18 protein-coding genes and 1 pseudogene are annotated in these 22,817 nt (G+C 36.9%); 5 read left to right on the forward strand and 14 right to left on the reverse strand.

Annotated elements, in window-relative coordinates:
- Positions 1-150 precede the first annotated feature (150 nt).
- On the forward strand, positions 151-2,190 hold the full coding sequence (locus tag H7U19_RS10375) for a dipeptidyl-peptidase 3 family protein (protein ID WP_186562053.1): 2,040 nt from the start codon (positions 151-153) through the stop codon (positions 2,188-2,190).
- A gap of 361 nt (positions 2,191-2,551) precedes the next feature.
- On the opposite strand, the gene H7U19_RS10380 is transcribed toward H7U19_RS10375, so the two are convergent.
- From H7U19_RS10380 to H7U19_RS10425, 10 genes and pseudogenes are all read right to left on the reverse strand, one after another.
- Positions 2,552-2,962, reverse strand: coding sequence for a response regulator transcription factor (locus tag H7U19_RS10380; RefSeq protein WP_186562055.1), 411 nt, complete (start codon positions 2,960-2,962; stop codon positions 2,552-2,554).
- Positions 2,963-3,076: 114 nt separating this feature from the next.
- Positions 3,077-3,274, reverse strand: a pseudogene (locus H7U19_RS17070) (T9SS type A sorting domain-containing protein); the annotation flags it as partial.
- Between the two features lie 81 nt (positions 3,275-3,355).
- Positions 3,356-5,515, reverse strand: a complete 2,160-nt coding sequence (locus H7U19_RS10390; protein ID WP_186562057.1) for a T9SS type A sorting domain-containing protein — start codon at positions 5,513-5,515, stop codon at positions 3,356-3,358.
- Between the two features lie 202 nt (positions 5,516-5,717).
- On the reverse strand, positions 5,718-7,055 hold the full coding sequence (locus H7U19_RS10395) for a DUF5723 family protein (RefSeq protein ID WP_186562059.1): 1,338 nt from the start codon (positions 7,053-7,055) through the stop codon (positions 5,718-5,720).
- A gap of 142 nt (positions 7,056-7,197) precedes the next feature.
- Positions 7,198-7,932 carry a LuxR C-terminal-related transcriptional regulator gene (locus tag H7U19_RS10400; protein ID WP_186562060.1) on the reverse strand — a complete coding sequence of 245 codons (735 nt, stop codon included), beginning with the start codon at positions 7,930-7,932 and terminating at the stop codon, positions 7,198-7,200.
- Between the two features lie 15 nt (positions 7,933-7,947).
- Complete coding sequence (locus tag H7U19_RS10405) at positions 7,948-8,571, reverse strand: response regulator transcription factor (protein ID WP_186562062.1); 624 nt, start codon at positions 8,569-8,571, stop codon at positions 7,948-7,950.
- On the reverse strand, positions 8,568-10,433 hold the full coding sequence (locus H7U19_RS10410; protein WP_186562064.1) for an ATP-binding protein: 1,866 nt from the start codon (positions 10,431-10,433) through the stop codon (positions 8,568-8,570). The genes H7U19_RS10405 and H7U19_RS10410 overlap by 4 nt, the downstream gene beginning before the upstream one ends.
- On the reverse strand, positions 10,430-11,092 hold the full coding sequence (locus H7U19_RS10415) for a hypothetical protein (RefSeq protein WP_186562066.1): 663 nt from the start codon (positions 11,090-11,092) through the stop codon (positions 10,430-10,432). The genes H7U19_RS10410 and H7U19_RS10415 overlap by 4 nt, the downstream gene beginning before the upstream one ends.
- Before the next feature lie 282 nt (positions 11,093-11,374).
- The gene (locus H7U19_RS10420) at positions 11,375-12,466 is read right to left on the reverse strand and encodes a hypothetical protein (protein ID WP_186562068.1); all 1,092 of its coding nucleotides are present in this window, start codon (positions 12,464-12,466) and stop codon (positions 11,375-11,377) included.
- Between the two features lie 83 nt (positions 12,467-12,549).
- Complete coding sequence (locus H7U19_RS10425) at positions 12,550-12,735, reverse strand: hypothetical protein (RefSeq protein ID WP_186562070.1); 186 nt, start codon at positions 12,733-12,735, stop codon at positions 12,550-12,552.
- An 89-nt stretch (positions 12,736-12,824) separates the two neighbouring features.
- On the opposite strand from H7U19_RS10425, the gene H7U19_RS10430 reads away from it, so the two are divergent.
- Positions 12,825-13,211, forward strand: a complete 387-nt coding sequence (locus H7U19_RS10430) for a pyrophosphohydrolase domain-containing protein (protein WP_186562072.1) — start codon at positions 12,825-12,827, stop codon at positions 13,209-13,211.
- Positions 13,212-13,295: 84 nt separating this feature from the next.
- Here H7U19_RS10430 and H7U19_RS10435 read toward each other — a convergent pair whose 3' ends face one another.
- A complete protein-coding gene (locus H7U19_RS10435; protein ID WP_186562074.1) occupies positions 13,296-14,363 on the reverse strand; it encodes a branched-chain amino acid aminotransferase in 1,068 nt (355 codons plus the stop codon).
- Between the two features lie 92 nt (positions 14,364-14,455).
- On the opposite strand from H7U19_RS10435, the gene H7U19_RS10440 reads away from it, so the two are divergent.
- The 3 genes from H7U19_RS10440 to H7U19_RS10450 all read left to right on the forward strand — a co-directional run bounded on the left by H7U19_RS10440 (position 14,456) and on the right by H7U19_RS10450 (position 16,728).
- Positions 14,456-14,956 (forward strand): DUF4920 domain-containing protein, encoded by a 501-nt coding sequence (locus H7U19_RS10440; protein ID WP_186562076.1) that lies wholly within the window; start codon positions 14,456-14,458, stop codon positions 14,954-14,956.
- Positions 14,957-14,958: 2 nt separating this feature from the next.
- On the forward strand, positions 14,959-15,672 hold the full coding sequence (gene mnmC2, locus H7U19_RS10445; RefSeq protein ID WP_186562077.1) for a tRNA (5-methylaminomethyl-2-thiouridine)(34)-methyltransferase MnmC2: 714 nt from the start codon (positions 14,959-14,961) through the stop codon (positions 15,670-15,672).
- A gap of 150 nt (positions 15,673-15,822) precedes the next feature.
- Positions 15,823-16,728 carry a TIGR01777 family oxidoreductase gene (locus H7U19_RS10450; RefSeq protein ID WP_186562079.1) on the forward strand — a complete coding sequence of 302 codons (906 nt, stop codon included), beginning with the start codon at positions 15,823-15,825 and terminating at the stop codon, positions 16,726-16,728.
- A gap of 32 nt (positions 16,729-16,760) precedes the next feature.
- On the opposite strand, the gene H7U19_RS10455 is transcribed toward H7U19_RS10450, so the two are convergent.
- The 3 genes from H7U19_RS10455 to H7U19_RS10465 form a co-directional block, all read right to left on the reverse strand.
- Positions 16,761-17,240, reverse strand: coding sequence for a hypothetical protein (locus H7U19_RS10455; RefSeq protein WP_186562081.1), 480 nt, complete (start codon positions 17,238-17,240; stop codon positions 16,761-16,763).
- Positions 17,241-17,311: 71 nt separating this feature from the next.
- Positions 17,312-19,723: an alpha-ketoacid dehydrogenase subunit alpha/beta gene (locus H7U19_RS10460; protein ID WP_186562083.1), complete on the reverse strand. Its 2,412-nt coding sequence runs from the start codon at positions 19,721-19,723 to the stop codon at positions 17,312-17,314.
- A 156-nt stretch (positions 19,724-19,879) separates the two neighbouring features.
- Complete coding sequence (locus H7U19_RS10465) at positions 19,880-22,711, reverse strand: gluzincin family metallopeptidase (protein WP_186562085.1); 2,832 nt, start codon at positions 22,709-22,711, stop codon at positions 19,880-19,882.
- Between the last annotated feature and the right edge of the window lie 106 nt (positions 22,712-22,817).

The following is a 22,817-nucleotide window of genomic DNA, read 5'->3' on the forward strand; positions in this document are numbered from 1 at the left end:
TGATTTTTCAATTTCGCTTAATAAATTATTACATTTGTTGGTCTAAAATCAAATTTTTGATAGCTAAATGTTACTTATTCTTAAAAATTAATAGTTTTTAGATGTCAGAATTCGGTTTTAGGTTATAATTAAAAAGAAAACTATACACAGATGAAACTAAAATCACTACTGGGCATGCTATTGCTTGGCGTTATACTGATGTCATGTGGCAATGAACCCTCAAAAACGAAGACGGATGACATGGCTACGAAAACATCCGAAACGTTTGATTACAATGTCGAGCAATTTGCTGACCTCAAAATTTTAAGGTATCAAATCCCGGGTTGGGACCAACTTTCGTTGAACGAACAAAAACTGGTGTATTATCTGGTACAGGCTGGTTTGGAGGGGCGTGATATCATTTGGGACCAAAATTATCGCCACAATTTGAAGATTAGAAATGCACTAGAAAATGTATATACAAACTACGACGGAGATAAGACTTCCGGAGATTGGAAAGCTTTCGAGGTGTATTTAAAGCGGGTTTGGTTTAGCAACGGGATTCACCACCATTATTCCAATGATAAATTGAAACCTGGATTTTCTTCAGATTATCTAAAAACTTTGCTGACTGAAACGAATACTACCCTAGAAGGTGAACCTTTTGATGTTATTTTCAATGATAAGGATTCTAAAAAAGTGAATCAGGCCAAAGGTGTGGATAATGTGGCGTTGTCAGCCGTTAACTTTTATGGCCCAAACGTGACCAACTCTGATGTAGCCAGTTTTTACAAACAAAAGAAATCTCCTAACCCTGAGAAGCCGTTGGCTTTTGGTTTAAATTCCCAATTGGTTAAGGAAAATGGTGTTTTAAAAGAGCGTGTTTATAAATCAGGTGGTTTGTACGGGCAGGCTATTGATAAAATTGTGAAGTGGTTGGAGTTGGCAAAAGGCGTTGCCGAAAATGATGAGCAGGGTAATGCGCTAGGCTTATTGATTGAGTACTATAAAACTGGTGATTTACAAACTTGGGACGATTATAATGTAGCGTGGACCAAGGCAACCGAAGGAAATATTGATTATATCAACAGTTTTATTGAAGTGTATAACGACCCATTAGGGTATCGAGGCTCTTATGAGAATATTGTGCAAATCAAGGATTTTGACATGTCTCAAAAAATGAAAGTACTATCCGATAATGCCCAGTGGTTTGAGGATAATTCTCCATTAATGGACGAACATAAAAAGAAAAATGTGGTAGGTGTTACTTATAAGGTGGTGACCGTGGCCGGTGAAGCAGGTGATTCGTCCCCAAGTACCCCAATAGGTGTTAATTTACCAAATGCAAATTGGATTCGTAAAGCAGTAGGTAGTAAATCGGTATCCCTTGGAAATATCATACATGCATACAACAATGCTGGAAGCACAGGAAGATTGAAGGAATTTGTTCATGATGAAGAAGAATTGAAGAATCATGAAAAGTATGGCGAATTGGCCGATAAATTGGATACGGCATTGCACGAAGTGATTGGCCATGCTTCAGGACAATTAAATCCAGGTGTTGGCGAAACTAAGGAAACCCTGAAAAATTACGCATCAACTTTAGAAGAGGGAAGAGCCGATTTGGTAGCACAGTATTATATGTACCACCCGAAACTACAAGAACTTGGATTGACCGACGATTGGGAAGCCTTAGGACGTGCTTCTTATGATTCCTATATCCGGAATGGTTTGATGACACAATTGATTCGTTTAAATTTAGGTGACGATGTAGAAGAAGCTCACATGAGAAACCGACAATGGATTTCGGCCTGGGTATTCGAAAAAGGTCAAAAGGATAATGTGATAGAAAAGGTAACCAGAGATGGTAAAACCTATTTTGATATTAAGGATTACGCTAAACTTAGAGAACTTTTTGGACAGTTGTTACGAGAAACCCAGCGCATCAAATCTGAAGGTGATTATAATGCGGTGGAGACTTTAGTGGAAACCTATGGGGTTAAAGTTGACCAAGACATTCATGCAGAAGTATTGGAGCGCAACAAACAGTTTAAGTCTGCACCATACAACGGTTTTGTTAACCCAGTATTGGTTGCCGATAAAAATGATGCAGGTGAGATTACAAGTATAAAAGTAACCCAACCCAAAACCTTTGCCGGGCAAATGTTGGATTATGCAAAGCGTTACGGCAATCTTCCCGAAGAAAATTAGGAAAATCACATAACAAATTTTTAAGGCAGAATCTTAAAACTAAGGTTCTGTCTTTTTATTGACACTAAAATATAACAGAAGTAGGTTAATTAGAATTAAGAGCGAAATAATTAGGATGAGTTCCATGATGTCTTAATTGTATTTTAAAATACATCGCAAAAACATCAATATGTCATCAAACTAGTTATTCATGGCTCCGTTTTGTTGTTTACACTAAAAACTAACAATAAAATGTTTATGATAATTAGAACACTGATTATCAATAGAATTTTCATATTGGTGTAGTTTAGTTATTTATTAGATGCACCACTTTTAAAATGGTTGCGTGAAATAGTTTACTTTTTTATAAAACAGTTACTATTTATTTTTTCCCAGTTTGTTTTTTGGCTTTTTTTTCACTGGGATGCTTCAAATTATAAAGGATGGCGAATTGAATGAGCTTGCCCTTACCGACTAGTTTTAGTTTCTTCCGAATATTTTTACGATGGGTTTCCACGGTTGAAGTGCTTAGCTCCAATTTCTTTGCAATATCCAATGAGGATGCACCATTGCCTATTAGTTTTAAAACCTGTTCTTCCCGCTTTGTAAGGTTGTCAATATCATAGGTTGAATCCAAAGTGCTCAAAAAGACAATGAGTGAATTTACAGTGTCTTTATGGGGTGTTATGGATTTTGTAGCTTTTAAGATCATAATGATATCCTTTTTTGAAAGAGAATAACCGTTTTTTTTTAAATCGTTTATGGTGCGGATAATCTCTTTGTATGCAGTCATCTAGAACATGAATATGATAACATAAATGTAAGTTGTTTCTGGGTATGAAAAAATCCCCAATACAGGGGATTTTTTAGGTTTTTGGTCAATATTTATTAGACCAAAGATGACTAATTAAAACTTCACAATTCGCTTCAATACACTGGTATCTTTTGTTTCAAATTTTAAGAAATAAACACCTGCGCTCAGAGCATTCAAGTTTATTCTATTTTCAGGTTTGTTTATTTCTCTAATTTTCTTACCATTAATGTTGTAAATGGTCAGTGCATCTAAGATCACCGGAGAGGAAATCGTCAGATAGTCCGTTACCGGGTTTGAATAGAGTTAATTTTCAGTAAAGAAGGCATTATTTCCTGGGATAATGCCTTCAAGACAATAAAAATTAATAACCGATTATTGTTTGATAATACGTTTGGTTAGTATGCCTTCAGTTGTTTTCAATTGAAGGAGGTATATACCTGAATTTAAACTGCTGATATCCAAAATGGTATTTTCCGTTTTTAAAGGATGTTCTTGTATTTTTCGTCCATTGATGTCAAACATGGTAACCACTGCTTCTTTGTCAATATTATTTAATCTTACATTAATAAAATTTAATGACGGATTGGGGTAAACGGCAAACCGTACTTTGTCGTTTTCATCTATAGATAAGCTGGCATCAACAAGTAAAGTGATGTTTGCCCTATTGATCACCAAATCAGGAACTAGTGTATTTGTAATCTGGCAGTAGTACACCCCGCTATCTGATGCTTGCGCATTAGTAATAGTATAACTGCTAGCGTTTGCGCCATTAATCGCTACGTTATCCTTAAACCATTGGTATACATCTCCAGCACCTTTGGAGTTTTTAAATTTGTTGTGGCGTGTGTCATCAATAGTAAACGTGATATCATTACCTGGAAGAAACTCCAAATCTTGCTCCACATCTTTTGTGCGCTGGGGGTTGTAAAAAAAGTTTTGGTAGCTGTGGTTTAGAACCATTGGTTCCAGGTCATTAAAATCAAAATAGTTCCCAGTTATACTTAGCGTTTGATTTCCTGTAGCATCTATAAACTCTTGGGGAATAGTCCCTTCAAATTCATTGTCAGCGGCCAAAACATCACTTATTGAAGCAAGTTCTTTTGGAATTGTTCCTGTAAGACCACAACCCACAATACGAAGCCGTTGAAGGTTGGGCAGATTAAACAATTCAGGTTGAAGAGGTTGGGTAAGCGGTATTTGTGTAAGGTTTAACCACTCCAAATCTTGAAGATTAGCAATTTGAGGTGGAATACCATTTGGTAATCTTAAAAGGTTTGATTCCTGGGCACCTAAAAAGAGAGTTTTTAACTTTGCTAAGTTCCAGAGTTCAATAGGTATATCACCAGAAAGGTCTTCAAGAAAAAAATCTAGTGATGTCAATTCTGTCAAATCGCCTATTTCTGGAGGTATGACTCCAGTTATAGGGTTATTGCCAGTAATTCTTAATTCGGTAACTCGATCCGAAACAGGATCAAAAGTAAGGTCATTGTTGGGAGACCAACTATATATTGGCTTTGTAGTATCCCAATTAATACCACTAAGGGCATTGTAAACAGCTAATAGGGCATCATAGTCGGGATGATTTGACGGGAGGTTTCCTAGCTTGAAAAATTCACTTCTCAAAGTTAGTCCGGGGATTAGACTGCTTGTGGCATCGTAATAGTAAAACCATTTGAAGTCGTCTACCGTATTGACCGTAACGTTAATACTCATGCCGCTTCCAATATAACCGCCGTCACTTCCGTCTGCGTTAATTCTATACCAGTCGTAAGTATTTTGAGAACCACTTACATTCGTGTTAAACGTCCTGGAACTTCCCACCGCTACGGCCTCATCATAGCGTTCGCCTATATTGTTTTGGGGGGAATAGACAAAATCAAGACCGGAGGTTCCTGTATACGTACTAAAGTTAGGTTCTAAGTCGCCAAATTGAAAATTGTTATTATCAATCCAAAAATAGTTCAAAAGGAGTAGGGTGGTGAAATTTGGAATAGGTCCACTAAATTGGTTTCCAGATAAAACGAGGACATTCAAGCTAGCAAGATTGGTTAGTTCTTGTGGAATGCTTCCTGAAAAACTATTAAAACGTAAATCGAGCCATAAAAGGTTGGACAGATTGCCTAATTCCTTTGGAATTTCACCCGATAACCCCCAACTGCGCAAATCGAGGTACTCTAGTTTGCTGAGGTTCCCAATTTCGTCAGGGATAGTGGATGTTGAACTAAAGAAGCTAACTTCGTCAGGAATATTCAAAGTGACCAACTCTTGTAAATTTCCTATTTCTGGGGGTAAATTAGGCCAAATATTGTTGTTGCTTAAATTGATTTGTGTTACATGGTTGTTCTCCACAGTAATGCCAAACCAGGTTGAAACAGGATTAGAGGTGTTCCAATTAGTATTATTAGTCCAATTAGCACCAAAGGTTGCATTGTAAAAAGCAACCAAGGCATCGCGCTCAATTTGTGGCACTTGTGCATTTAGGCTAGAGTTTAGAAAAAAGATAAGGGATGGGAGGAGTAATAATCGCTTCATAACCAGAGGGATTTTAAGAATTATTGTTAATAGCTTCTCAAACCTAGTTAAATATGCGACAAAAAAAAATACCCATTTCTGGGTATTTTTATGTTTTTCGTCGAAAAGTTTGTCGATGAATGGTAAAACGCCGATGTGCAAAATTGTAATCGGCCTTTTTAAATTACTGAGTGACTATTCCAAATAATTATAAATCTTAGATTTATTGATAAAGTGGTATTTTCAATCCGAAGAAAACATCTGTGGTTTGTGCTGTGTCCGAAATCAAATTGGTGAAAACTGAGCCTGACCCCACCATTAATGGGCCTAAGCGAAGGCCTGCACCCCAAGCCAGATCGCCATATTCCCTAAAGCTTACTGGGGAGAAAATACTAAACCATTTGGTTTCCAATCTTGGTGAAATGGTCACCGTATTGATGATACTGTTTGTACCCACGGCATTTTTGTCAGTTAATGATAAGTTACCTTGAACGCTTAAGTACAATTTGTTCTTGATTTGGTAATCCATCAAAAGTCGTAAAGCCGTTGGTAGCTTGATTTTTTGCGAAGCCATACTTTCGGTAAAGGTATAGTTGTCATCCAAAAATTGCTCAACGTCCTCGTCTTCATTAAAAGTTGATGCATCCGCAGTGGCATTTAAATCATACGCAGTAATGGTACTTTCTTTATAGTCTATAGATCCTATATCCGTTATTGCCGCCCCAAATTTGAATTTATACTTATTTTGGCTTCTTTGGGTCAGTGAGTCTCTCATTTTATGAGGACGAAATTCATAAGTGAATCCAACATCTGCTCCAAAACCAGAAGTCAAATTGTCAAACTCAATATCGTCATTATCAAAATCCTGGCTTGTACCATAGGATAGTGTACCAGTAGTAGCCAAGGTCTCGTTTGTAGCGTTGTAATCTCCAGTAAAACTAGGGCTGTTGACGAAAACCCCACCAGCTCCTTGCAAGTATTTGAGGGATGCTCCTCCTTTAAGGAAATGTTTTTCAGTATCCATTAAAATACGTCCGTACACCAAACTGATTTCAGCCCAAGCATGAATAGTACCGGTTAAATCCTTGGAATCAAAACTGAAATCTTCATTGGTGTCAAAACTATCGGAAAGGTTTTCGTATAACTCTCCACTAATATTGTGAATGTTGAACACGGCCCTTACGCGACTCACTATACCAATACTACTTTTAGGAGAAATGTTGAACATAAACGAAGGTCCCAAAACATCTGCGTTTACAAAGAAGTTATTAGCATTTGTTGGCATTTTTTCTACATCGGTTTCAAAGTCAAAACCATCATCCGCTTTGATAATATCATTTAGATTAATACCAAAATAATCACTACCGCCAAACGCACTTACGGATATTAGATTGACATCCACTTTATATCGAGAATCCACAACATTGGATGGGTTAAACGTTAGGCCGTGAACACCGGCATAATTATCGGCTGTTAAACCTACATAACTTTGAGAATAAGCTATGGAGGTTACAATAGTCAAAAGAGACGAAATCAAAAATTGTTGGGTGAAATTTTTCATAGAATGAGAATTTATGTTGTAATAGCCGTCAAATATATGAATAGCTGTGGCACAAATGGAATACCTATTATTGGGTATTTTTAGTGCGTTGGTCGAAAAGTTTATCGATGAATGGTTGAAATACTTAAAACGGATGCCAAAACTAAAGCACTCCAATTTTAAGGCAAAACTCAATAAGTTCTTTGGAGTTATGACAATTACTTTTTTTAAGAATATTTTTTCTGTGTGAATATACCGTGTGCGTGCTAATAAAAAGTTGTTTTGCCATGGATTTTGTGTTAAATCCATCAGCAATTAATTTGATAATTTCGATCTCCCGGTTAGTAAAAAATCCTAAATATTCATTGTAGATTTCCTTTTTAAAATCTGCGGGGTTCATTCCTGGAATATCCAATTCCCATTTGATGCTATCCGATTTATCAAAAAAAGAAATATCCGTTAGAATGGACAGGTTGCTTTTCATCTGGCCAAGTTCGGTCCTTTCAAATATTGATGACTGCCGTAGTATTTTTACGTATGTATTGTCCTTTTTCCTAAACCTATAGGTAATATTGAAGGTGCTGCATTGCAAGTCTAGGTGGGTACTTTTGGTGAGATGATTTACCACAGCTTGGGTAATCCGCCTTATATGCTCCAAGTCCTCGGGGTGGGCAATATTTAACAGGGTTTCTAAATTGAATTCCTTATTGTTATAGCCCAAAACCCTCTTTGTGTTTTTGCAAAATGATATCTTCCCATCTTGCCAATCCACTACATAGAGGCATTGCTTCAAATTAAGGGGGAAATTATTGATGCTTGAAAAGTCTGTTGGAGGATGAGGCGCACCGTTCAGTTCTGAATTGGTTTCCTTAATGAAGTCCTTGTTAGGCTTTGCCATACTTTATAAAGTAATTTAAAACTTATACTTTCTGTCCAAAGCATAGCGCAACAATTCGCCCTTTCCCTGTAAACCCAATATTCTAGCCATATTTTTACGGTGTGTATCTACAGTGTGAATTCCTATAAAAAGCGTATCTGCAATTTGCCTGGAGGTTTTGCCTTGGGCAATCAATTCTAAAATCTCAATTTGCCTTTTGGTCAGGGTACCCTTGGTTTTGTTGTTAGAAGAGGTTTCTAAATTATTGGTGTTGATATTGGCATCAAAATAAGTGTCGCCACTGTGTACTGCAATAATTGCTTTATGCACTTCCTCAAGTGATGAATTTTTCAGGATATAACCAGAAGCTCCGGCTTCCAACATTTGCTGAATGGCCTCGGTTTGGTCAAACATGGTAAAAGCCAGAATCTTGATGTTTGGGTGCGCTTTCTTTATCCGTTTGGTAGCTTCGATGCCATCCAGTTTTGGCATTCTTATATCCATTAGTACCAAATTGGGTTGTTTTTTTTCTACGATCTCCATTAGGGCTTCCCCGTCATTGGAAGTACCCACAATGGAAATTCCGTCCTCATAGTCCAACAATAATTTAATGCCATCAATTAGGGATTGGTGGTCTTCTGCAATAGCTAATCGTATCATATAGGGATGTCAATTATAATAGTTGTGCCCGTCCCGGGATCAGATTCTATGGTCATGGAACCATTAAGGTGTTCAATACGTTTATCTATACTGCTGATGCCCATACCTTTATTTTTGGTAGTGACTTGACTGGGGTTAAAACCCTTACCATTGTCTTCTACCATGATATTCAAAGTTTCATCGTGATTAGTCAGGTGTATTGTGGACTCTGTGGCTTCAGCATGTTTTATCACATTGGTAATAAGCTCCTGTATGACTCTAAAAATGGTCAACTCCAAGCTGTTCTCCAGACGTTGGTCCAGGCCATGATCAATTACTTTAACGGTGATTTTGTTTGAGGCAGAAATTTTATCCGCCATATTTTGAACGGCAATCAATAGTCCTTGTTTGGCGATTACACCAGAGTTCTTAGCATGCGCAATGGATCTTATTTTTTGATAGGCATCGTCCAAAAGAGTAGTGGTCCTATCAAATAATTCAGGCGTCTGTTTATCTTTTAATGCATTAAAGTGAAGTTTAACAGTGGCCATTAAGCCGCCCAGGTCGTCATGTAAATCATCGGCGATGCGTTGACGTTCTTTTTCTTGGCCCTCGATCATGGCATCAATACTTACCAGTTCCTGTTCTTTAAGTACTGTGGCTAATTTTTGGCTTTCTAGAGATTTTTCCTGTTCGGCCAGTTTTTGTTTTTTGCGGGTGTTTTTTTGGAGGAGGAAGGCGGTGATACTTCCGAAAAGGATGAATGCTATTGCTCCTATTAATAGGTTTCTGTTTTGTTTGCGTTTTTGTTGTTCAATTAGCAACTGCTTTTCTTTTTCAGCCGTCTGGTATTTTTCTTGAATATCTCGAACCGCAGACAAGTAATTAGTTTGATTTAGTGAAAAATGGTTCAATCTGCTTTTGTTTAAATAGATATAAGCACTGTCAAACTTTTTTTTCTTAAAGTAAATCCTGGATAGCCAAAAATCCGTTCGGATTTTATAACTGAAAATAGGTTTTCCATCATATGCAATACTATCTTTAAGAATTTTAAAAGCACTATCATAGTTTTGACTTTTATATTCCAGAACACCTAAATTCAATTTTGCTCTTAAGTAAGAAATTATTTGATGACCAGAATTCAAATCCTCATTGTTTTGAATGGCAGAGGCATAAAAATGTTTAGCTTTTGACAAAAAACCATTATTTTCAAGGTAGATGCCTTTCAAAATATTTATGTCATTTGTATAAGAAGTGTTTTTGAGTTTTGCTCCAACTTCTATCAATTGTGCATATTCATCACTAGAAATTTCATATTCAGAAATGCCAATAGGGATAGATAGGTCGTAGTAATCTGCAATAGCCAAGTCGATAGAGTCAAAAGAATTAGATTTGTACTCAGACGTAAATGTTTTAAAGGATTTAAACTCCTTTTTAATAATAGAGGAATAATACTCTAGTATATTGCAATATATAATACTAGTAAGAGGGGTAGGTCCATCTGATTTAGCCAGTTCTAGAGCCTGCAAGTAATTAGTCATAACCTTAGAATCTGAATTATTTTCATAATAAAACTGATATAAGCCAGCATTTAAATAAGAAATAGACTTATAAAATACTGGCATGTTCTTTTTATTAAACTCCTTTGGTTTAACCTTTTCTAGTGTTTCATTGTAAATTCCTTTTGATTTAGATACTTTTAAAAAATAGGCCAAACAGTTCAGTAATAATGTATCTTTTGTTTGAGTATTTTTTAATACATCATTAGCCCTGTCAAAATCGCTATTACGAATTAACAATAAAAAATTCTCAATAGACTTATTCTGGGATGATATCGAAATGGATATGAACAGTAGCCATATCAGCAACCCCTGTTTTTTCATTCTAATAACTTAACGTAAACACCTCTGCATCCAGCACTAATTATATATTTCACGATTTTTTTTACTCCATCAACCTCCACCTCTTCTTCCACAATTTTGGACGCTAGGTGATCTATGATTTTTAGCCCTAATATAGATTCATATTTTTTCCTAAAAATTTGCTCTCCATCACGAATATATCTTACGTTATCAATAAAAGTAAGTTCATTAGTTGATTCAATACTTGTCAAGTCGTCGTTTTCATGTATATCGGCGTATTCTATATCAACAAATAACAAGTTCTTCGAGTTAAGCTGATTTATTGGGGTTTGAGTTGTATCATACCAAAAATCAGTTTTATTTTCGAGAGTAATACTTTGACTGATATAACTGTTCGCTAATAATGGCCGAAGTTTAATTTTTAAATAGCAGACATATTGCTTGACAATTTTATCATAAATGATTTCAATAGTATCCTGTATACTTACCAAACCTATAGTTATGTTGCCTTGGAAGTTTTGAAGTCGAATTTCACATTTTTTAGGAGTAAAGGAGTTTTCTTCAAATTCAAATTTTGCGTAAATACTATAAAAAGTTCCATACGCAAAGTCTGAAGTAATACATTGCCATTCGGGGTTTTCTTTAACTAATTTGAAAGATGTTCTAAGCTGTTCGTGCATAATTTATTGATTTATAAGTTGCTGTAAAACTCATTAAAAAATAAGCTTAAAAAAATACCCGCTACTGGGTATATTTCCTCTTTCAAAGTAAAAAGAAATTAAATCGCAATTATAATTTATAGACCAATGGCAAAAAAAACCGAAGTAAAGTTGTATTATGAGATTATAAAATCCCAGTACATAGTGCGGAACTTCGGAAGGAATACCTTCCATTTGTTGAAGTAGGGAATAAAAAAATCCCCATTTTTTGAGGATTTTTTTATTTTCAAAATAAGATATGTTTTATTTTCTTCTTAAGGTGTAAACGTCAGTATAAGTTTGGCTCCCATCTGAATATGTTTCTGTAATTATCAAATTGCCATTGACAAAAGATACCGCAGCTTTTTCCAAAATTAACTCACCATTGGGTTCGTCATAACTGTCAGCAGGCGTAATTAAATCCTCATATTTAAATAAGACAAGGGTTAAAGTGTTGTCAGACTCATTAAAAGACCATTTCCCACTTTCCTTGATACTATAATTAAAAACTTCATCATTATAGGTGGGGCTACAATTATCGCTCGTTGCTTGGTAGTCTAGAAATTTGAATTCTTCGTTATCTGAGTATATATAATCGCCATCGCTTTCTATTTTTAATGAATTGCTTTCTGAAATAGTTTGATAATAAAACACTTCAACGTTTTCGCCATTATTACAATTGATTGTTTCCAACTCATCATCATCTGTACTGTCTATAATTTCCCATTCACCCACTAGGGATGCATTACCTCCCCAAGCTTCAACTTCAACACAAACAGTAACAATTTGGCTTATTTGTTCTTGGCTGTTGTAAATGCATAAATCTGCGCAAAACTGCCCTGCAGGGATATCATCACCAAAATCAACATCAATTTCATAGTCCCCATCTTCTAAACTACTTCCTTTTGAGAACAAACCACCCTTTGAAGTAGCACTTCCTTTGATATTGGCCTTTTTATCAGCAACAAAGTTTGAAGAGGCCACATCAAAATAATTACCTGCCGCGTTGCCGTCTAAGTCCTTAAATTGAAGATAAGCACCAGCCACATCGCTTTCGGTAGTCGAAAATTTCAAGTTGAATCCAGATTTCTGTTGTGCTTCTGCCACATTTGAATCCAAAGTAAGGTTTAAATTGCTATTTGGAGAAGGTGGGACACCATTATTTTTGGTAGCACCTTGGATATCAACTCCAGTTTCAAGTGCTGATGTTGAAACTGGGGTTTCTTCAGTTTGATTTTGCTGATTGGCCAATTCTTCATCACCGGAACCGCCTCCAGAATCAGAATCTGAAGAACATGAGTAAGTCATAATAGACAAAGCCATGATCGCATACACGTATAATTTTAGGGTTTTCATAAGTAAAATAATTAAGGTTAATAGTATATTTTACCGACAAATAAAGTAAAATAAACGACAAAATGCAATAAATCGGTAAGATATTACTGTAAAAAGAATTTTATAGCACTAATCATTAGAATAAACCCGATAAAGGCTAAAAGCATCCAAATACTGCCTTTGTAAAACTTCTTATGTAGTTTTAAGTCTTTACGATATGTATAGCCAATAACTATTGCAAAGGCAATAAAAAAGATAATTCCAAAAATGATTTGACCTTTGCTGAACATATAGTTATTTTTATGCGAATTTAATAATAAAGATGAGATCCTGAAACAATCCCGATAGGTATCGGGACAGGATGACAAATTGGAAATTTATGAAGAATAAAATTGATGCAGTAAAGGCATTTCATACCGCGTTTAAAATAGGGCATAGGGAAACGCCAAAAGCAGACTTGGGTCTGGCTAAAAATCAGTTGCGTTACAAGTTAATGCGCGAAGAAAATGAGGAGTATTTGGACGCGGCCAATAACAATGATTTAGTTGAAGTGGCAGATGCTTTGGGAGATATGCTATATATTTTATGTGGCACAATTATTGAACATGGGCTACAGCATAAAATAGAAGAGGTGTTTGATGAAATCCAGCGTTCCAATATGAGCAAGCTAGGGGAGGACGGTCAACCAATTTACCGAGAGGATGGGAAAGTGCTGAAAGGACCAAATTATTTTAAGCCCAATATTGAGGTGATTTTGAGCGAATGATATGGGACACGAATTTCACTAATTTTCACAAATTATTAAATTGAAAGTAAAGATTAGTGCTAATTCGTGAAATTCGTGTCTTTGTTATATTACTTTAAACCGCCATCCAAAGGGGTCTTCAGCTTTATTCGTTTGAATATCCGTAATACGTTTTTTGAGGTAATCAGCATATGGATTGTCAATTTTCGGCAAATCATAATCTATACCCTTATAACCAAAAGCGGCTATTGGAGAAACTACGGCCGCAGTTCCGGCTCCAAACATCTCCTTTAACGTACCATTCTTGGCAGCTTCTACCACTTCCGTAACAGTTAGTTTTCTAACTTCAACAGTAATGTTTTCGCTTTCCGCTAATTGAATGATGCTTTTTCTCGTTATACCGTCCAAAATTCTATCACTTGTTGGCCCCGTAATCAATGTGTCATTGATCCGTACAAAAATATTCATCGCACCAGCTTCTTCTATGTACTCATGTTCATGGTCGTCCGTCCAAATCACTTGCTGATAGCCCTTCTTCTTGGCCAACTGAGTTGGATAAAACTGTCCTGCATAATTACCACCTGCTTTTGCAAAACCAACACCGCCATCCGCTGAACGCGAATAGGTCTCTTCAATCAAAACTTTTACTTCACCTGAAAAGTAGGAGCCTGAAGGTGCCGTGCAAATAATGAATTTATATTCGTCAGCAGGCGAGGCATGGAATCCATTACCCGAGGCAAAAATAAATGGTCGGATATACAAAGAGCTTCCATCCTTTTGCGGGATCCAATCTTTATCCAGTTCCAACAAAGCTTTTAGCCCGTCCATAAAATACCCTTCTGGTAATTCTGGAATGGCCAATCGTTCGGCAGAAATATTCAGTCGCCTAGCATTATCCTCAGGTCTAAATAACCAGACAGAACCATTATCATCTTTATAGGCTTTCATCCCTTCAAAAACGGACTGCCCATAGTGGAAAATTTTGGCTGATGGATCTAAAGTCAAGGGCTGATAAGGCATAATTTTAGGCGCGTGCCACTTCCCATCCTTATAATCGCACACCAGCATATGATCTGAAAATACGCTTCCGAATTTCAAATCGTCAAAATCTACATCATGTATTTTTGTGGATTTTGTTTTTATAACCTCGATATCCTTGATTATAGTACTCATATCTCGTTAATTTAGCCTACAAATTTATAAAATTCATTTTCAAAAAATGAGGTATCTTTACATAAATACTTTAAAATTCTGGCAATTGACTTATGAGAGGATTCCTTTTGACAATTATAGCTTTTTCAGCTTTGGTGTCTTGTAAAAAACATAAAAGTACCGAAGCTTCTGAGGCAATGACTAAAGAAGTTACATATGCTTCATTTGGAAAGACCATTAAGGACAGTGATGCCATTGATTCAAATTCAATGTATCCACATTATGTGATTATGAAAGTTGGGGATAGTGTGCCTTCAAAGGTGAAAGCCAAAGTTAAGGATGTCTGCCAAGCAAAAGGCTGTTGGATGACCTTAGAGTTACCCAATGATACGGAAATGATGGTAAAGTTTAAGGACTATGGTTTTTTTGTTCCGAAAGATATCGCCGGCAAGGAAGTTATTGTGAATGGTTTGGCCTATGTTACCGAGGTTTCAGTTGATGAACAAAGGCACTACGCAGAAGACGCTGGAAAATCTTCTGAGGATATCTCGTTGATTAAAGAGTCGAAACGCACGTATTCATTTGAAGCCGATGGTGTTCTAATTGCCCAGTAATTTTGAAGCGTAAAATTATTAAAACTGCGGATGGTTCCACCACCATCCATTTACCAGATTGGGATGAAAGCTATCATTCCAAACATGGAGCCATTCAAGAGGCGTATCACGTTTTTATAAAACATGGGTTACATCATCTTTGTCATTCTGTCCCGAAAGCTCCCGATAGCCATCGGGACGGGATCATTTCTGATTCTGGCAATAAAATTTCAATTCTCGAAATAGGTTTCGGTACCGGTTTGAATGCCTTTATTACCTTATTGGAGGCAGAAAAACTAAATCTCAATATTGATTATGTAGGGGTTGAGGGCTACCCAGTTGCATTGGACGAAATCAGACTTTTAAATTATCCTTCAGAATTGAATATCGAGGATAGAAGTACTCTCTTTGAAGAAATGCACCAAATATCATGGGAATCTCAGCATCAATTGGGCAGTCATTTTAAAATTGAAAAGCAACATAAAATGTTTGATGCGATTGCCGATTTTGATAAGTTTCACCTTATTTATTTTGATGCTTTCGGTGCAAGAGTGCAACCTGAGCTATGGACGGAATCTATTTTCAAAAAAATGTACGATGCGCTTCAAAAGGGCGGTGTTTTGGTTACGTATGCTGCCAAAGGGAGCGTGAGGCGTGCCATGCAGTCTGTTGGTTTTCAGGTTGAAAAACTGCCTGGCCCTCCTGGGAAACGCGAAATGTTGAGGAGCGGTAAGTAGTGCTAAGTATTCATTAGGCAGTAAGTTGCGGGTGGATTTATGTTACGGTTTTCGCTCATTGGTCCTCTGTCAAGCATCAATATTCTGTTAAATCAAGCTTAAATCCTTAGCTATACGATTAAGCTTTTCGTATTTTTAATAAAAAAGAATATGCGGATATTAATTACAGGAGCAACTGGAATGATTGGCCAAGAGATTGTGAAACTTTGCCACTCCAAAGGTTATCAAATCAACTATTTAACCACCAGAAAATCTAAGGTTTCTGATAATGAAAACTATCGTGGATTTTATTGGAACCCAAACTCAGGGGAGCTTGACACTGCATGTTTTGGTGGTGTTGATGCAATCATTCATTTAGCAGGTGCGACAATTTCCAAGCGGTGGACATCCAGTTACAAAAAAAAGGTTTTAGATAGTCGAGTGGATAGTACCCAACTACTGATTAATGCTCTAAAAGGGGAATCTCATCAGATTAAACAGATTGTTTCTGCTAGTGCTATCGGTATATACCCGTCTTCAATGACGAATTATTACGATCAGACACACAAAGAAATAAGCGACTCATTTTTGGGACAGGTTACAAATGCTTGGGAGAAGGCAGTTGATGGGTTTTCCCAATTGAATATTGGCATTTCAAAAGTGAGAATCGGATTGGTGCTTTCCGAAAAAGGAGGCGCATTAAAAGAGATGGCAAAACCTATCAAATATGGAGTTGGTGCGGCTTTTGGAAATGGTAAGCAGTGGCAATCCTGGATACATATTGAAGATTTGTCCAGGCTATTTGTTTTCCTGTTGGAGGAAAAACTTTCAGGTATTTACAATGGCGTTGGGCCAAATCCAGTGTCCAATAGTGAAATGACCAAAACTATAGCTAATGTCCTTAACCGACCATTATTTTTGCCAAACATCCCAAAATTTTTTATGAAATTGGTTTTGGGCGAAATGCATATTATCCTATTTGAAAGTCAGCGGGTCAGCTCAAAAAAAATCGAAAGTAGGGGCTTTGTATTTAAGTTTCATCACCTGAAGCCTGCTTTGGAGGATTTGCTGGTTTAGCACTCCATGGGGTTTAAACCTTTTAAAATAAATTACTCCAAGCCCATTTCTTCTATCATTAAATTGAAATCATACCTTAAATCCTCATGTAGTTTTTCAATGCCCTTTTTGGCCAGCTGCAATTGACGTTGATACATGTTTTGCAATTGTGTGCTTCGTTTTATGCTTGGCTTAAATTCTTTTAACTTCTCGCAGAAATAGAGTAGAAGCTCCACTTCGGTTTCTTTTTTTTGAGAATATCTAACAAACTTTTTTACATTCCGTAAAATCTTTCGGACGCTTTTTCGGATGTAATAAAAGCTATCTGTGTTAATTGTTTCAAATTCTTCATCTATAAATGTTTTAACGCTTTCAGCATATCCGCTTTCGTCATGGCTTTCAAATAATAAATAGGTGAGTAATTCCTTGTTTTCTTTTTTGAACCTTGCCAACCGTAGGCAAAGTGCTTCCAGTTCGGCTGATGAAAGTTGCTTAAGTTCTTTTTTTATTTCGACGAGGTTTACAGCTTTCATTTTTGCTTTTTCTAAAAACAAAAACCACAACTTCAGTTATGGTTTTTGATATATTGTTGTTTTTAATAAATTTATCTCAATCTAGGAAAATCGGTAGGGTTTAATTCGTGCATCACTTCATAAATAGCTTCGAAAATATCTTCTGCCGAGGGTTTAGAAAAGTAGTCCCCGTCATTTCCGTAAGCCGGCCTATGCGCTTTTGCTGTTAACGTTTTTGGTGCACTATCCAGATATTGGAATGCGTTTTGTTCATTTAAAATATGATCCATAATATAGGCGGATGCACCTCCCGGAACATCCTCGTCTATGACCATTACCCGATTGGTTTTTGCAATACTTTTTACAATATCATGATGGATGTCTAACGGCACCAAGGATTGGATGTCAATAATTTCGGTATCTATCCCAACAGCTAAAAGTTCTTTTGACGCCTGTTCCACTAGACGCAGCGTAGAGCCATAGGAAACCAACGTAATGTCAGAGCCCTCCTTAACGGTTTCGACAACACCCACTGGGGTTTTAAAATTCCCCATATTCATTGGTCGGCGCTCTTTCAATCGATAACCATTTAAGCACTCCACAATTAGTGCTGGTTCGTCACTCAGCAATAGCGTATTGTAAAAGCCTGCAGCCTTGGTCATGTTTCTTGGCACCAAAACATAAACGCCTCTGATTAAATTTAAGAGTCCCCCCATCTGTGATCCTGAATGCCAGATACCTTCCAACCGGTGCCCACGTGTCCTAATTATCAAAGGTGCTTTTTGCATGCCTTTAGTGCGATAATGCAAGGATGCTAAGTCGTCGCTAATAACATTTAGCGCATACAATGTGTAATCCAAATATTGAATTTCGGCAATTGGGCGTAAACCTCTAAGGGCTAAACCTATGCCTTGGCCAATAATCGTTGCCTCTCGAATGCCTGCATCCGCAATTCTGGTTTCTCCGTACTTAGCTTGCAGTCCTTCCAAACCTTGGTTAACGTCGCCAATATTCCCAGTATCTTCACCAAAAACCATCAGTTCGGGATGTTTTTGAAAAAGGGCGTCGAAATTATCCCTAATGATAATTCTGCCATCTACTAATTCTGCATTGTCGTCGTAAACAGGTTGCACTTCAGTGACATGTCTTGCTGATTTATCCGTTTCGCAATATAAGTGCGAACTAAATTTCGGCTGTACCTCTTTGAAATAGTTGTCAATCCAATTTCGGAGTTTGATACTTTCATTGGATGCATCTCCTATAACATATCTTAAAACCTTTCTGGCATGTGTTAAAATATCCTTGTGCGTTGGCTCGTTTATGGATTCCAATGCATCTTTAAGTTTAGATATGAAAACCCCATTTGAACTTTTAGAAGATAGGTCAATCAATAACGAAACCAATTCGTTTCGGTTCTTTTTTATAGGTGCCAAAAATGTATTCCAAGCTTTTGTTTTGCTCTGTTTAACTTCTCTTTTGATGGTGCGTTCGATATTGGTCAGGGTTTCATTGGTAGCTATCCCACTTTCTATTATCCACTCCCGCATTTTCTTGTTACAATCAAATTCTGATTCCCATAGCAAACGCTCTCCACTTTTATAGCGCTCATGCGACCCAGAAGTAGAATGGCCTTGTGGCTGTGTTAGTTCCGTAACATGGATTAAAATAGGCACGTGTTCCTCACGGGCAATGGCTCCAGCTTCCAGATAGGTTTCCATAATATTTGGATAATCCCAACCTTTTACGCGCAATATTTCAAAGCCTTTATTATCCTTATCCCTTTGAAAACCTTTAAGTATTTCGGAAATGTTCTCCTTTGTAGTTTGGTACTTTGCATGTACCGAAATTCCGTATTCATCGTCCCAAATACTAATCACCAAGGGGATTTGAAGTACCCCTGCTGCATTAATGGTTTCCAAAAACAAACCTTCACTTGTACTCGCATTTCCGATAGTTCCCCAAGCCACTTCATTGCCATTTACAGAAAACTTACTGGCATTGACGTTTTTGAGTTCCTTATAAACTTTGGAAGCCTGAGCCAATCCCAAAAGTCGTGGCATTTGCCCAGCAGTAGGCGAAATATCAGAGCTGGAATTGTATTGCTTGGTAAGGTCCTTCCAATTACCGTTTTCGTCAATACTATGGGTTACAAAATGCCCACCCATTTGACGGCCTGCGGACATAGGCTCCAATTTTAAATCGGTATTGGCGTAAAGGCCGGCAAAAAACTGTTCCACAGTAAGCTCCCCAATGGCCATCATAAAGGTTTGGTCTCGATAGTAGCCCGATCGCCAATCGCCCTTCTTGAAAGCTTTGGCCATTGCCAACTGTGGTACTTCCTTGCCATCACCAAAGATGCCAAACTTGGCTTTTCCAGTTAAAACCTCCCTTCGGCCCAGCAAACTACATTCACGACTTTGCACAGCGATTTTATAATCGTTTAATACTTCTGCTTTAAAATCGTCGAATGAAATTTTGTTTTTTAAGTCCGAGGTAGGTTCCATGTTAGGTGGTTGAAAATGCATGCAAATTTAAGGCTTTTTCAACTTTATTGCAAAATTCTGAAGTGATTTAAAACCCTGCGATTTTAAAATAACTTAGGTTTTGTTTTGAAAATATTATGGAAAATTCAAAAAAAACAGGATAAAACATATAATAATTTAAAACCAACGTCTTCTGAATAGTCCAAGAAGTACCTCGGGGTCCACAGTGAATTTAAATCTGATTTTTTGGTCATACCCAGGTTGGGCAATTTCCCAACCTAAGTTGGAATATATTGGAAAATACACTTCAAAATAGTCCGTAACCAAATCAATTCGGATACCCGAGTCGTAAACAAACTTTGGTGCTTTAAACTTATTTTTCACCAGGCCAAAATCCCCGTAGGCCAATATATATCGCCAAATACTTGTGCTAACATTGGCCGTGGTCATCCATTGATTGGCGAAAGGCACTTCCAATTTCGATTTAAACCCTCCTTCCGCATCGATATACTGCTGGCTAAAAATACCAGTGTCTTCCGATCTTCCAAGGTAATTGTAATCGAATAAGTAATCCGTTGGGCGATCTAATGCAAAACTGAAATAATCCGAATCGGTTTCTGTATTGTTTTCGATAAACAGTCCAGCGAAGAATCTTAAATTCAATTGACGATTACTTTGGAACAACTTCCGAAATTCATAATTAAAGGCAACCTTGCTAAAGTTTTTGGCTAATTGAAAATCCGCATACCACTTGCTAAATACCAATAAATTATCATTTGAATTGATATAACGAGCATTAAACACACTATAATTGGGTTCGTTGTTATCAGAAATATTTAGAAGGTCTTCATCCCGGTGGATGTCTAAAAATCTAAACCTTAAGGCCTTTCTAATATTAGAGCGAAAGTCATTGTCGTCACGAAATAAAAAGGTCAGGCTGGGTGAGATTCTTCTAAAAAACAAATCTTGGGCATAGGACCTATACGAGAGTCCAATGCCGTAGTTGAGGGCATAAAGGTTCCTGTTTTCAAAATTATGGGTCATCGATAAAGAAGTGGAGCCAGTAAGTTGCTTAGAATTGAGCGAGTATTGCGGTTGAATTTTATATTTAAAATTTCGGCGTAAAAGTGTGCCGTTATATAGTTTAATCCCCAAATTCAAACCATCATAAATATTATTGAATTCTACAATTGGCATCAAAAACACTTGGTTGTAGTTGGGGTCTTCAATGTCCTTTAAAAGTCTGAATTGAAAGGGTTTATTGTTGAAAAAGAAGCCTTTGTCGGATTTATAATTGTCCCTTAAATTAAACTCAGGGGCGGCATTGTTGTAGTTTAAAATAAACTTATCGGCCCCATTATTTGGAATTGCAACTCTTTTTTCGTCTTGAATGTCCTCAACCCAATACTTTGAGAGAATGCTGTCGTTCTTCAGCGTATATAAGGAAACGGGCATACTATTGTCTCGCTTATTTTTGATAATCAGCGCAATGGAATCATTGGTTTTTGAGACTTCTTTTATTTTAAAGTCTATCTTTTTTCGAGTTTGAAGATAATCCGTAAAAAACCAGTTAATATCCTTTTCGGTTCTTGATTTTAATAAAGTTTCAAAGTCTTCGGTGGTTACGGCTTTAAGCTTGTATGCCCTTAAGAAATCCTTCAAGGTCGTTTCTAGGATATCCTTATTAATGAAATCGTCTAAGTATCTCAACCCAACCCCGGCCTTATATTTACTCGCAATATTACTGTTGAATTTCATCAAGGAATCCTTAGCCATTGCGACGGGCTGGTCCCTATTGGCACGTGCCATTAGCATATAAGCTAAAGTGTATTTGTCGTTGTAGTGGAGATCGGCCGCATGAAAAGCACGTAGGCCCCAAATGTTGGATAGCACCCCAAAAAATTTCATATCTGGGTAGTTCATTTCAACATATTTCATCAAGAAATAAATTTGAATACTATCCAAAATCCAATGGTCCTTTCTGGGATTTACAATAAGAATGTTTTTGAGATAGTTGTGCAACGCTACCTTCAGAAGCATCATTTCGTATTCAAAACTATCAGGATAGGGTTGCAAAAAGTTTGGTAAAAAGTTTAAACCATAAACGGGATCTTTGTCATTGTCAATTTTCGTCAACAAAAGTTTTTCATGAGGGTACTCACCAAGATTTTCATACATAAAATTGATGACCCTATCCGTGATTAAAACCTTTTCAACAAGTTTAAGGTCGAAATCCTTCATGTTGGTCACCAACTCAATCTTTTCACTTTTAATAGATTTGAATTCAGGCGTTTTGTTCAAAAATAGTTTGTTGTTGTTTCGGTCTTTGCCTTCAAAAACTTTTACGATTCTTTCTCCAAAATCTACCGATTTCACTTCATTTAATTCCAATGTAACATGATAGTTTTTTGGATACGAAATCTCTAGATTGACGTCTGCTCTCGGTATAAATAAATCATTTAAATTTTTATTGCTATAGTATTGCCATTCAGTATTGTATACTGCTGGCGTAATATACCAATACTTCAAATTCAAATCCCCATCTTTTGTAAAGCCGTAGCTGGTAAATTGATCACTGGGAAGTTTCACAGTATATTTTAAATCTATGGCGTATGAACTGCCCGGAGATAAAGGTGTTTTAAGATGGACTTCAATAACATCCACTTGTTTTGGAAGTCTGCTAAAGTGTAAACTGTCTCCGTCTTGTTTGATGTATCCTATTTCCGTATAGCCTCTATCTTCATCTTTTGCCAAATGGAACTTATTGACGTATTCGTCGGCTAAACGTTTTGCCAGAGGGGTATTTTTATTAGAAAAACTATTGCTCCAATCGTTCAAGTAAATAGTGGATAGCGTATCGTCTGAAGTATTGTAATATTCAATGGTTTGCGAAATTGCGATGAGCTTCTTTTCGATATTGAAATACGCACTCACGTCCGTTCGATTTTGACCAAAACCAATGAGCAGATTGAGAAGTGTTAATATTGTAACTAAATAGCGAAGCTTCAAATTTGTTACTATTTACTTGGGTTCATATTCGTTTAAGGCGACGCAATATACTGAAATATAGCGTCCGTTTTAATAAAACGTGTTTAACAGACAGATAATTGCGGTA

This window comes from Hyunsoonleella aquatilis (assembly GCF_014270105.1).
Classification (GTDB): Bacteria; Bacteroidota; Bacteroidia; order Flavobacteriales; family Flavobacteriaceae; genus Jejuia; species Jejuia aquatilis.

Bases quoted from the DNA above. Each gene is read 5' to 3' on its own strand.
- H7U19_RS10410 (WP_186562064.1), bottom strand. From the start codon at position 10,433: ATGAAAAAACAGGGGTTGCTGATATGGCTACTGTTCATATCCATTTCG.
- H7U19_RS10390 (WP_186562057.1), bottom strand. From the start codon at position 5,515: ATGAAGCGATTATTACTCCTCCCATCCCTTATCTTTTTTCTAAACTCT.
- H7U19_RS10425 (WP_186562070.1), bottom strand. From the start codon at position 12,735: ATGTTCAGCAAAGGTCAAATCATTTTTGGAATTATCTTTTTTATTGCC.
- H7U19_RS10380 (WP_186562055.1), bottom strand. From the start codon at position 2,962: ATGACTGCATACAAAGAGATTATCCGCACCATAAACGATTTAAAAAAA.
- H7U19_RS10460 (WP_186562083.1), bottom strand. From the start codon at position 19,723: ATGGAACCTACCTCGGACTTAAAAAACAAAATTTCATTCGACGATTTT.
- H7U19_RS10435 (WP_186562074.1), bottom strand. From the start codon at position 14,363: ATGAGTACTATAATCAAGGATATCGAGGTTATAAAAACAAAATCCACA.
- H7U19_RS10405 (WP_186562062.1), bottom strand. From the start codon at position 8,571: ATGATACGATTAGCTATTGCAGAAGACCACCAATCCCTAATTGATGGC.
- H7U19_RS10375 (WP_186562053.1), top strand. From the start codon at position 151: ATGAAACTAAAATCACTACTGGGCATGCTATTGCTTGGCGTTATACTG.
- H7U19_RS10450 (WP_186562079.1), top strand. From the start codon at position 15,823: ATGCGGATATTAATTACAGGAGCAACTGGAATGATTGGCCAAGAGATT.
- H7U19_RS10395 (WP_186562059.1), bottom strand. From the start codon at position 7,055: ATGAAAAATTTCACCCAACAATTTTTGATTTCGTCTCTTTTGACTATT.
- H7U19_RS10400 (WP_186562060.1), bottom strand. From the start codon at position 7,932: ATGGCAAAGCCTAACAAGGACTTCATTAAGGAAACCAATTCAGAACTG.
- H7U19_RS10420 (WP_186562068.1), bottom strand. From the start codon at position 12,466: ATGAAAACCCTAAAATTATACGTGTATGCGATCATGGCTTTGTCTATT.
- H7U19_RS10415 (WP_186562066.1), bottom strand. From the start codon at position 11,092: ATGCACGAACAGCTTAGAACATCTTTCAAATTAGTTAAAGAAAACCCC.
- H7U19_RS10440 (WP_186562076.1), top strand. From the start codon at position 14,456: ATGAGAGGATTCCTTTTGACAATTATAGCTTTTTCAGCTTTGGTGTCT.
- H7U19_RS10430 (WP_186562072.1), top strand. From the start codon at position 12,825: ATGAAGAATAAAATTGATGCAGTAAAGGCATTTCATACCGCGTTTAAA.
- H7U19_RS10455 (WP_186562081.1), bottom strand. From the start codon at position 17,240: ATGAAAGCTGTAAACCTCGTCGAAATAAAAAAAGAACTTAAGCAACTT.